Source organism: Soehngenia longivitae, assembly GCF_004684055.1.
In the GTDB taxonomy this organism is placed as follows: Bacteria; Bacillota; Clostridia; order Tissierellales; family Tissierellaceae; genus Soehngenia; species Soehngenia longivitae.
In genome coordinates this window covers 1-12535 of record NZ_SRIB01000018.1, presented here as the reverse complement: position 1 = coordinate 12535, position 12535 = coordinate 1, and the positions used below count along the sequence as shown (strand labels likewise).

General features: G+C 27.4%; 9 protein-coding genes. 1 reads left to right on the top strand and 8 read right to left on the bottom strand.

Features of this window, described 5'->3' with window-relative positions; translation table 11 throughout:
* Nucleotides 1-298: 298 nt before the first annotated feature.
* Nucleotides 299-1192, top strand: a complete 894-nt coding sequence (locus tag E4100_RS09045) for a selenium metabolism-associated LysR family transcriptional regulator (RefSeq protein ID WP_135271726.1) — start codon at nt 299-301, stop codon at nt 1190-1192.
* Here the strand turns inward: E4100_RS09045 and E4100_RS09490 are convergent.
* The 8 genes from E4100_RS09490 to E4100_RS09005 form a co-directional block, all read right to left on the bottom strand.
* Complete coding sequence (locus E4100_RS09490; RefSeq protein WP_135271725.1) at nt 1179-1823, bottom strand: response regulator transcription factor; 645 nt, start codon at nt 1821-1823, stop codon at nt 1179-1181. The two genes, E4100_RS09045 and E4100_RS09490, sit on opposite strands and share 14 nt — an antisense overlap.
* A gap of 40 nt (nt 1824-1863) precedes the next feature.
* A complete protein-coding gene (gene hutH, locus E4100_RS09035; protein WP_135271724.1) occupies nt 1864-3387 on the bottom strand; it encodes a histidine ammonia-lyase in 1524 nt (507 codons plus the stop codon).
* Nucleotides 3388-3538: 151 nt separating this feature from the next.
* Nucleotides 3539-4552, bottom strand: a complete 1014-nt coding sequence (locus tag E4100_RS09030; protein WP_135271723.1) for a LacI family DNA-binding transcriptional regulator — start codon at nt 4550-4552, stop codon at nt 3539-3541.
* A gap of 20 nt (nt 4553-4572) precedes the next feature.
* Nucleotides 4573-9855, bottom strand: coding sequence for a diguanylate cyclase (locus E4100_RS09025; protein WP_135271722.1), 5283 nt, complete (start codon nt 9853-9855; stop codon nt 4573-4575).
* 21 nt (nt 9856-9876) lie between these two features.
* Complete coding sequence (locus tag E4100_RS09020; RefSeq protein WP_245196391.1) at nt 9877-10314, bottom strand: MarR family winged helix-turn-helix transcriptional regulator; 438 nt, start codon at nt 10312-10314, stop codon at nt 9877-9879.
* A 17-nt stretch (nt 10315-10331) separates the two neighbouring features.
* Nucleotides 10332-11216, bottom strand: a complete 885-nt coding sequence (locus tag E4100_RS09015; RefSeq protein ID WP_135271721.1) for a diacylglycerol/lipid kinase family protein — start codon at nt 11214-11216, stop codon at nt 10332-10334.
* 173 nt (nt 11217-11389) lie between these two features.
* Nucleotides 11390-11860, bottom strand: coding sequence for a methyl-accepting chemotaxis domain-containing protein (locus tag E4100_RS09010; RefSeq protein ID WP_135271720.1), 471 nt, complete (start codon nt 11858-11860; stop codon nt 11390-11392).
* Nucleotides 11861-11876: 16 nt separating this feature from the next.
* Nucleotides 11877-12326, bottom strand: a complete 450-nt coding sequence (locus E4100_RS09005; RefSeq protein WP_135271719.1) for a YtxH domain-containing protein — start codon at nt 12324-12326, stop codon at nt 11877-11879.
* Between the last annotated feature and the right edge of the window lie 209 nt (nt 12327-12535).

Genomic DNA, 12535 nt, shown 5'->3' with positions numbered 1-12535 from the left:
TCAAAGTTTCACACTGTTTAGTTTTCTTGGTTCATTGCCGCTCTTTCAGCGACTTTGTTAGTATAACATCTTTCAATGTCTTGTGTCAATACCTTTTTTATTAATTATTTCTTAAACAAATTAATAAAATTTATTCATCGAAAGATGCTAACATTAATAATGATACAATATTTACTTTTATATGTCAATAATCTTAAATCCATTTTCAATTTAAATTTACTAGTTTAAATATACTGGATATTATTTCTCATAATTGATATAATTCATATGAAAATATCTAGATAAGTGAGATGATTTTATGGACTTTAGACAATTAAGAACCTTTATAGAAGTTGCTAAACTAAAAAGTTTTTCAAAAGCAGCACAAAAATTGTTTCTTACACAACCCACAGTAAGTAGTCAAATTTTAAATTTAGAAGAAGAATTAGGATGCAGATTATTTGATAGAGTAGGAAAGAATATATCTCTAACTCAAGCTGGACAAATATTTTATAATAATGCTATCGAAATCATCAACACATATGATAATTTAAAATTCGAGATAGATGAATACAATAAATCTATTGTTGGTACATTAGATATTACTTGTAGCAGTGTCCCAAGAAAACATTTTTTACCCAAGGTGATAAGCGAATTTAGTTTACAAAATAAAGATGTAAAATATAGAATAAGTGAATTAGATTCAATGAAAGTGATCGATAATATAATTGATGGCTACTATGATTTTGGTATAGTTGGAAATAAATATGATGTTGCTAATATTAGTTTTATTCCATTGATGAATGACGAATTAGTTCTCATATCTCCAGTTTCTTATGGTATCTGTTCTCCAACACTAGATTTAAATGAAATAATTAACTATAATTTTATAATAAGAGAAAAGGGTTCTGGAACTAGAGAAATTATCGAAAAGGCTTTATCTTCAACCCCATATAATTTCGATTCGTTAAATGTAATCGCTTATTTAGAAGATAATGAAACAATAAAAAAATTTGTTGAATGTGGATTAGGTTTAGGGTTTATCTCCAAATATGAAATTGACAACAATTTAAATCAAACTTATAGAATGCACAAAATAAATAATCTGCCATTGGAACGTTTCTTTTATTTAGCATCACATAAGATCAGAACTCTAAGCCCTTTAAGTAATAAATTTATTGATTTTTTACTAGAAAAATCTATTTTTTATTGATTTTATGGAAGAAAAGCATAGCTTCCGCTCTAGTATTTACATTTAACTTCTTGTATACAGCAGTTAAATTATTCCTTACAGTTTTCTCACTTATACATAGTTTATCTGCTATTTCAATGTTAGAAAGCCCATTAGAAAGCAAACAAAATACTTCGTATTCTCTATATGTTAAATGATATACTTTCCTAATATCATCAATACAATAATCATTATCATAGGATTTTTGATCTAATTTGTTTGCTAATTTAGGATCAATATAAAAATTATTTTTACTAATATTGTCAATCATGTCTATATATTCTGCCTTTGCAGATTTTTTATGAATATAACCTCTAAATATTTTATTTTTCATGTAAAAATTATGAGTTATTGACAACTCATTAATCATGAAAATAGTCACATGGTTTATATTTTTATCTATTACCATTCTGATAATGTTGTTTTCTTCATCTTCTTCAAATTCTGGACATATCAAATAATAGTCAGCGTTTTTATTTAAAATCGCTGAAATCTTGTCATACATGTTTGTATAATCTAAAACATCTAAGTTTCCTTCTTCTTCTAATATCTTAATTAACCCACATAAAAATACTTCTTGTGGGTCAATTAAGATAATATTCTTTTTAGTCATAAAAACATCTCGTTTCACAAATATTTAATCAAATTTTACATTATATCTCTATTATAACATTGTTCTCTATTTCTTTTAATAAAGTATTTTCAGAAATAATTTCTTCAACTTTATTTATGTCAATATACATTATTCTATCTTTTTCTAATTTAGGAATCTTATTTCTTATTACACTATATGCTAAACTTGTGCCTTCTCCTAATCCTTTGTTTCCTCTTAAATCAATAGCTTGGCAAGCAGTTAATATCTCCATAGCTAACACTTTCCTTACATTTTGAGATATCTCTAGTGCTTTTCTTGCAGCAATTGTTCCCATGGACACGTGATCTTCTTGATTCCCTGACGAAGGTATTGAGTCGACGCTTGCTGGATGAGCTAAAATTTTATTTTCAGAAACTAATGCTGCGGCCGCATACTGAACAATCATAAATCCCGAATTCACTCCGCCATTAGTTGTTAAGAATGCTGGTAGTCCATTGCTCAAAGATGGGTTTACAAGTCTTTCTAATCTTCTCTCGGATATATTTGCTATTTCGGATAGTGCAATGCCAAGAAAATCCATAGCCAAAGCTACTGGCTGTCCATGGAAATTTCCTCCAGAAAATACTTCATCTTCATCAGCAAATATTAATGGATTGTCTGTGGCAGCATTCATTTCAGTCTCTAATACATTTTTTACATAATTAAAAGCATCTTTCGAAGCACCATGTACTTGCGGCACACATCTAATAGAGTACGGATCTTGTACTCTAAATTCTCCTTGTCTTGTAGTCATCTTACTGTTATTTAGAAGTCTTATTAAATTCAAAGCAGTCTTTATTTGCCCATTGTGCCCTCTTACTTCTTGGATCTTTGAATCAAAAGCATCAATGATACCATTTAATGCTTCAATAGTTAAAGCGCATGATATATCTGCTAGTTTTAAAATATTTAATGTTTCAAAAAGTGCAATAGAACCTATCGATGTCATTACTTGAGTCCCATTGATTAAAGCTAATCCTTCTTTAGCTTGAAGTTTTATGATATCAATATTGGCTTTTTTCATTGCTTCTATGCCTGACATTTTACGTCCTTTATAAATTGCTTCACCTTCACCAATCATTACTAATACCATATGAGCCAATGGAGCTAGATCTCCACTTGCACCTAAAGACCCTTTTTCGGGGATGATTGGGTGAACTCCTTTATTTAACATATCAACAAGAGTATTTAATGTTTCTAATCTAATACCAGAATATCCCTTAGAAAGAGCATTAATTCTTAATAACATTATTCCTCGTACAGCTTCCTCACTGAGGGCATCTCCAACCCCACAAGAATGGCTGATAATTAAATTCCTTTGTAAATCCACTGTTTCATCATGGGTTATTAAAACATCGCTAAATTTCCCAAAACCAGTAGTTATGCCATAAACTACTTTTTCATCACTGACGATTTTTTCTACATACAATCTCGATTTGATTACTCTTTCAGTTGCTTCTTGCGATATCTCTATTTTTTCCCCATGTTTTACCACTCTAACAAATGATTCCAAATTTAGATGATTGCCATCAATAATTATCATTTCAATATCCCCCTTTTAGTTTACTATGATAATATAATAAAGCTAATAAAAAACACCACATGATCATGTGGTGTTTTTTATTAGCTTTATTATCATACATTTTCATATAAATCCCAGCTTCTTCTTATTATTTAGCTTATGCGTTTTTAATTTAAATATCCAGATCTTTTACAGAATCCCTAACTATTAGTTGTACAGGCAATTCAATTGTTTCTTCTTCTGGCTTTTCATTATTTAGTATTTTTGACAATTTTCTTACAGAAACTGCACCTATGTCATAATAAGGTTCCATAATAGTTGTAAGTTTTGGCCTAATATATGAAGCAATTGATATATTTCCATACCCCACGATAGATACTGCGTCTGGTACTTTAATATCATTATCATAACAATAATTGATCAAACCTATTGCTATCTCATCATCACAGCAAAATACAGCTGTAATCTTATTCGTTCTTATGTCCTTTTCAATTTTTTTACCAAATTCATAGCCTTTAGTGATTGTATGGCCATCTATTTTGTATATAGTTTGAGGTTGTTTTAACTCATTCATTGAGTCTTTATATGCTTGTAATTTGTGTTTTTCGACAGTTAATTCAATATCTTTTTCTTGTGTAACATAAGCAATATTCTTATGACCACACTTAATTAAATAATCCATAACTTTTTTACTAGCCAAATAATTATTTATCCTCACAGTAGGACTTTCAAGCACATTGTAATATTTGTTTAAATATACAAACGGAATTGAAGCATATTTCAAATAAGATATCACCTCTTCGTTGTATATTTCTGATAATAAAATAATTGCAGCAACTTGTTTCTGCAACAATAGTTGGGTAAATCTCTCTTCTGCTTCTTTATCCCCATAAGTGCTGCAAAGTAAGATGTCATAATTATACATATGACCCACTTCTTCTATTCCTCTAACTATTTGTGCAACGTATGAACTCCCAATATCATCTACAATTACACCGATTACATTGGATTTTTTAGTAACTAAGCTCCTTGCTATTTCATTTGGCCTATATCCAAGTTCATCTATTGCTTTAATGACTTTTCTCCTTGCTTCTGGGCTTACAGGTTTAGATTCATTTATTACTCTTGAAACTGTGGAAATCGACACCCCAGCTTTTCTTGCAACATCTTTTATGGTTACAGCCATTTACCCACCTCATTTCACAATTAATTTATTAAAATATTTCCCGAAAATATTCCACTAATTAAGTCCACATAATATATATCTCGCTTATCAAATTCTTTGTTTTTTAAAGATGCTTTTAGATATGCTACTGCTTTAACCTCATCTTTAATAATTATCGGTACTGATAATACTGAGTATATTTTTTTGTCAAACCTTCCATTATTTAAAATATCTTTATCCCAATTAATAAAACATTCAATTGTTTTATTTGATCTTACTCTATATATTATATCTTCGTCAATTAAAACATTTTTTACTATCTTATCATTTTCTTTCAATTTAGCGTATTTTTTAATTTCATCATCTATAAACAATACTAAAGAAGCGTAATCCGCATCAGTCCCCGCAATTAATTTTGTTAAATAAACTGATATTTTTTCTTCTAAGTTCTTATTGGTTTTATATAATTTTAAAGTTTCTAATATATTTGTAATGGTATCAAAATCTTGGAATATATTGTCAATATTGACTTCCAGATTGAAATTTTTTAAATCCTTTATTTCAACGATTTCTTCATTCCAATTAACGACAGAATTTCTCCCTTTTACTTCCTTAGCAAAATATAAAGCTTGATCAGCTTTAAAAATTAGATCATCTAATAAGTATCCATTTGTTGGAAAATGAGATATTCCTATACTAATAGTAACAGAATTATCGTTTTTAGGAAATACATATTCTTCAATAGATTTTCTGATTTTTTCCGCAACACTTACAGCATTATGAGAATCTACTCCTTGTAGTAAAATTAAAAATTCTTCGCCTCCATATCTGCCTACTATATCGGTCTCTCTGACATTTTTCTTTGTAATTTCCACAATTTTCCTCAAAACTTCATCACCAAATTGATGCCCATAACTGTCATTGACATTCTTAAATTTATCTATATCAATCATTAGTAAAGCAAATTCAATATTAATATTGTTGTATTCACTAATTAAATCTTCAGCTATATCCATAACTTTATCTCTTGTATAAGCTTTTGTTAAAATATCAATATTTGTTTTAATAAATAACATCTTATTTTGTATGGTAAGATATAGAATATTTGAAATGCCTTTAATCGAATAATATCTGGCATTATCTATTCTATTTAACTTACTTCTTGATTCAATGTATAAATATCCTAATATTTTTTTATTTTGTGGGTTTGAATATTTCCTTTTTTCATATTTTGTGACTTGTCCTGAAAGATCATTGAATAGTGGAATTGCAATAAGTGCTTGTACATTATTATCTATATATTGTTCATAGATTGCTTCTAGATTTACATTCATATTACGATTATAAAAAATTTCGTTACCTTGTAATATATAATTTTCTATCATACTGTTAGATTTGTCTATAATCATTTTATTATTATATGATATAAATTCATCCTCTTCATTTTCTTCATTAGCAAATATTTTTACAAACACTCTCTCAGCATTAGTTATAGCTGCTATATATCTCATTACTAAAGATAGATTGTCTTCATTTTTGTCAGTAAAATTTGATAAAAGAGTTTCAATTGTGGCAAATTTCCTAATTGCTTCCGGTGTGTAAAAAATCTTTTCAAATATTTCATCTGGTAAACAACTAATAAATTGATTGATATCTTCATGAATCAACTTAATTGCTAGTGAATCCTGCTCTATGCTAAATTCATTTTTTAATACATCGTTTATTGTTTCTACCATTCTATCTGTTTTATATAATTCGTATACGTATTTTTTAAAATCTCCATTTTCTAGACCACTAGTTGCTTTTGATAAAAAATCAAGGATAAACAGAGATGATTTTAATAAAGCAAGATAGTTCTTTGATGCATTCGAAAATTTTGCTACAAGAATAAAATAAAGTATTTCGGATAATATAAAATCATTTTTTCTCTCAATTATTAAACTTAAAATTTCAAATTGGTTTGTTGATTTAGCGCTCCCTAATTTTTTCAACATAGAAAAATCATAGTAAAATTTGTCAGTCACCTCTAATTGGTCAATATTTTTATAACGGACTAACAATTCGTTGAAAAAATCTAACTCCCCAAAATATAACGCAAAGAATGCTGTTTTTAAAATAAAATCTGCTTGATCATATTTATTAGCTTTTTCAGATAATTCTTCTATTATATTTATAGCATACAATTTATCAAATCTATTACTTGTGATAATATCTAAATAAAATCTTCTAACTCTAGCTCTAGAGAATATTTTTAAACTTATTTTTTTTGATCTCTGAATTGATATATCACAAAACTTAATCGCCATTTTGATATTGCCAAATTCATAATAGAAAAGGGATAGGAATTCTGAGTAATTCACTAATATTTCTTTATCTAATATTGGTTGCAACTTATTCATCTGACGCAAATCCATGTATATATCGTATGCTTTATTTAATTTTTTTGTGTAAAGCATAACAAACCCAGCGTTTATCATCACATAAAAATATAAGCTTCTATCTTTTGTTTGTTGACATATCTTAAAAGCTTCCTCTAAATAACGCTCAGCCTTTTCATATTCTCTTGTTGTTATATATGACTCAGCTAAATTGTTTAAGAAATTACCAATCTTATTGTTTAATCTGTATTCTTTTAGTATATCAATGCATTTTAAATAATATTTAATAGCTATGTCAATTCTGCCATAATTGTCTCCATATTCATTGGCAATATTATTTAAAGGTTTAACTACATCAAAAGGTCTGTCAGAATTATTAAAATGCTCAATACTTTTTTCATAGTCTTCGATAGCTTCGATTGAATCACCTTCTGTGAATTTACATATGCCTCTAATATTATATAGATCCGCTAAATATTTGCTTGCATTCATTTTAGATGATAAATCTATGGAATAATTAGCAGTTAACTTCGCATTTTCATTTTCTCCAATTCCCATGTAATATACAGATTTTATGTAATAATATCTCATTAAATTGTCAGCATCTATTTCACTTAAATACGGTTCAATCTCCTCAAGTAATACGGTCGCCATGTGAGATTTGTCTGTCCTTATATATATCTCTAATAATAAAATATTTAGAATAGTAGCAGTACTTATTGACATCCCTTCAGATAAATATGATGAACTATTTATATGGTCAATAATTTTTTTTGATTTTTTATATTCCCCTCTTGTATTGTACGTATCTATAAGAGTGATTAAGACATCTAGTTCTTTTAATACGTCTTTGTTTTGAATCATCGAATAACATAACTCTAATATTTTTATAAAGGAATCCGAATATTTATTGTTATCATCTTCTCTTTTTTCATAAACAAAATTTATCAGTGTGTTAAATTGAGATGAACAACTTAATTGATGCATTAGTTCTAAAAAATTATAGTTTTTACCAGCATTTTTTTTGTTTATTATAATATTTGCAATATTTCTATGATTTTCATCTTTTTTCTCTTGATCTAAAGTAGAATATAATGCCCATTTTAATTCTTCATCTACAAATTCGATCAATTCAACATTATTACTTTTAACTAAATATATTATTCGTTTTTTTAAAAGTGATTCAAGCGTTTCTTTTACTTCGCTTATATTCTCACTAAACACATCTAAATAATCAATATAAATGTTCCCATCTATACATGAAACTAAGTAGAGTAAATTCATTTCTTCATCAGATAAGCTATCTAAGATAACCTTAAATCTTTCCTCAACATTTTTGGGGAAAACTAACTCATCATAGTTATCAATTCTTAATGTCCAATTTCCATTGTTGTTCATATAAATAATGTTAGAATCATATAAATATCTAAGAAGAATCTCTATATACCTAGGATTTCCTTTAGATTCTTTATAAATTTTTTCAGCAAAAGTATATGGTGGATAACCCATTCCAAGAATTTTTTGAACAAACTTTTCCGTGTTTTCTTTATTCAAATTATTTAACTGATATTTAATCATAAATTTATTATCGATCCAATAATCAACATAATTATTAAAATCAGTAAATGTAGTTGATTCACTGGATGAAAATACAAAAAACACTTTTTGTTCTTTAAATCTTACAAGTAAATAATCTATAAGCTCCAAAGCCTCTTTTCCAACATTGTCTAAATCATTTATTACCATAAATAAAACTCTATTTTTATATTGTTTTATAATAGCTTCTGCCAAAATAGAAAATACGTCATGTCTTTCATTCGCTTTCTCTAAATTATATGCTCCAAACCCTTTTTCTGTTGATATTTTTATAGTATTGCTAATGCTTATAATGTCATACAATATGTCTTGAGAATCTAATAACTTGATAATCAAATCATTTAGATTATTATTAAGCGGATCATAACTTGAGAAATCAAAATAAATTGAATCTCGAAGGTTTAATCTAGATAATCTTACCCATTCATTTAATAATATACTCTTACCTGTGCCTTTTTTCCCAGAATAAATAATTGATTTTTCTTTTATTATGTTATTTTGTAAATTACTATCTACGTCATAATAAATTTTTATATAATTCTCTAACCCAACTATTGAACGATCAAAATTTAAATAGCCTCTCTCTTTTACATAATCTATCACATAGTCAATATCAAATGCGGATTTTATATAATTTATTAATTCGAATAAAGAAATATCTCTATTTATTGGATTTGAGTTTATTAATTTGTACGCATTTTTTTTCAATGAAAAATAATTCTCATCGTTATCATCTAAATGTTTTAACAAGTAGTTTTTAATTAAGAACCCTAAAGAATAATAGTCCGCCATTATACTTACTTCATTGCTATCAGATAAAACTTCTGGAGCAATGTACTCAAAATAATCCTCATACTTTTGATAGTTATATTGCAAATCAATAATGCTTGATATGTTTAAAAGTTTAACTTCTAGATCTTCCGATATGAATATTATGTCAGGATTCAATACTTTAATACAAAATCCCCTAAAGTGTAAGAAATCAACTATTTCTAATATTTTTATTATTATCTGCGCATATTCTTTTAAAGTAAATTCTCCAATTTCAGACATTCTTTTCCAATTGCAATACTCTGAAGATATTAAATATAATGGAGCATTTATCAATTTCAGATCAATCGTCTTAACTACATCAAATTCATACGTATCTAATAAATTTTTATGTTTTATGCCGATGTATTTAGGAAAGTTTGCAATATAATCGTCCAATAAACGCTTGTCAAGATGTTTATTTTTGATTTTAATAAATTTAAAATCATCCGCAAGATTCAAAGATTCTGCAACATACGATTCGTCATTTATATTTCTACTATACTTAGCCACAATTCGATAATTATTTATTAAATACATAAAAAAACTCCTTCGTCAAGTTTAATTGTATTCTTCACTCATATTTTTATACAATTTTTCCAATGCATTCATTAAATTTTCTTTTTCTTCAATACTTAAATCTTCAAGCTTATTATCTAGAAATTGGACTCTTCTTTCCATGACCTTATTTAAAACTTCTGTTCCTTTTTCTAGTGTTGTTACCCTCACAACTCTCTTATCTTTATCGTCTCGCGTTCTTTTAACTAACTCACTTTTTTCCATTCTGTCAATTAAATCAGTGATTGTACTACAAGCTAAATCCATTTCTTGGCTTAGTTCACTAATAGTCATTCCTCCTGAATTAATTAAAATTTGCAAAGCGGTAAATTGAGGAGCCGTTAAATTGTAGTCTTTTAATATCATCCGACCATTTTTCCTTACAATATAATCAATTTTTCTTAAATATTTCTCAATTGATTCAACATGATTACTTTTCAAACTATTAACCTCCTAAATTAAACTAAAATCTCTATTGCATTTTTGATTACATCGAATTTAGCTGGTAATCTTCCACCATATTCACCATCAATATCAATGGCTATACTGTTTTTCGAATTTATTTCAATGCTATCAGTCTTAAAATAAATGACTTTAGGATGATTTATGTGTTTACCTTTGAAAATACTAATAAAAATATTAGCCAATTCTCCAATTTCAGCTTTTTTAACGATTACAACATCTAATAATCCATCTACTATCTCAGCTGTGGGGGCTAATTTCTTAAAGCCTCCTATTGATGAACTATTTGATATTAAAAAAAGCAAAATATCTTCTTTTAAAAAAACCTCTGAAGTTTTTATTTCTACTTCAATTGGTTCCAATTTATCAACCATCAACTCTCTTAGTCCTTCTAAATAATAGGCAACTCTTCCTAAAATTGCTTTCATCTCAGGCTGAGCTGTGTGAGCTACATTTGTCAATAACCCTCCAGCAGCGACATTTACAAAATATTTATCATCAAGTTTTCCGACATCTATAGACATTATTTTTTCACGCTTTATTAATTCATAAATACCATTAATTGTTCTTGGCAAATTCAAATATCTAGCAAAATCATTTACAGTACCACACGAAATAATTGTAAGTGGTATCTTTTTTTCACTTGCCATTAATCCCCTAACTACTTCATTAACTGTGCCATCTCCGCCGCAAACTACTATTAGGTCATATCCAGATTTACAAGTTTTTATTGTTTCACGTGTTGCATCATCTTTCCCCTTAGTATAATATTTACCTACAATATAACCATTATTTAATAGTTTTTTAATTAAAGAATCAACTTTTCTATCCATTGATTGTCTTCCAGATGATGGATTAATAATAAATTTTATTCTCTCCATTGTTCTTCTCCTGTACATGCATTTAATAATACAAATTTTTAATTCATATTGTTAGTATATCAATTTTATTACACTAATCAACAATATATTTAAATATATTTAAAAAAACCTCCAAGTAAGCAATCTAAAGTATTTATTGAATTGCTTACTTGGAAGCTATTTATTAGATAAATTTACTTCTTTAAAGCTGATTTTACTACATTTAAAATCTCTTTTAATATCTCAATGTACATAGTAACATCTTTTAAAGTATCTGTTATGCCAACAGTTGTTTCAGCAATAGAATCTACTACAACGTCAACTGTTTCCCCTATCTTTTTAGTTGTATCATCAATTACATTTGTCACATCATCAATTTTACTAGTTATATCACTTGCGTTCTTCACTACATCGCTTAAGTCATCCTTTATGTCAAAAATAATCTCATCTACTTTTTTAGTTATATTATCGACATTTTCAGTAATCTCAGGTAGTCTTTTTATTGTTGTATCTAATTCCACAGAATTCGACTCAACAATATTACTAGTGTTTTTAACAATCTTATAGACATTGTTTAATATTGCTATTAAATATCCTAAGACACCTATTCCAAGTAAGAAAAGTATTAACTGGAGAAGATCTCTTAGGGTAAAAGTGATATTCATACCCTATCCTCTCCTTTTATTCTTTTATTGTTTTTTCAATGTTTTCTTTCTTATCTTCAACAATTTTTTTAGTTTCATCTAAGGATTCATCAATTTCTTTTACTACTTCTTTAGATTTTTCTTCAATTTTTTTTGCTTCTTCCTCTGCTTTTATTTTCTTTTCTTCAACTTTTGCTTTGGCCTCTTCTGTGTTTTTTTGAATATTTAATTTTACTTTTTCATATTGTTCTTTTGTCAAATCAATTCCTTCTTCTACTTTTTCTTTTACATTTCCAACTACTTCTTTGCTTACGTTTGCAATATCTTCTCTTGTTTCTTTACCAGATTTTGGAGCAAACAATAAACCAGCAACTGCACCGAGTGCTGTCCCAATAGCTGTACCAACTGCAATATTTTTAGCAGTTTCTTTCTTTTTTTCTCTTTCTACTTGTTTTTTCTTTTCTTCAATAATTTTATTCAATTTCACGAATTTTACCCCCTTTTAAATTTCTAGCTAATTAATACCCATTTGAATTTTATATAATCAAACTTATGTATTTGCTAATATTCATATCATATCATATTGATTGTGTTTTTAACAACTATAGTGTAAAATTATGATAGTGTCAATTAATTGTTGGAAAACAACTAATAATAATTTTCTAAATAATATTTAGAATAATAGCTCCATAATCA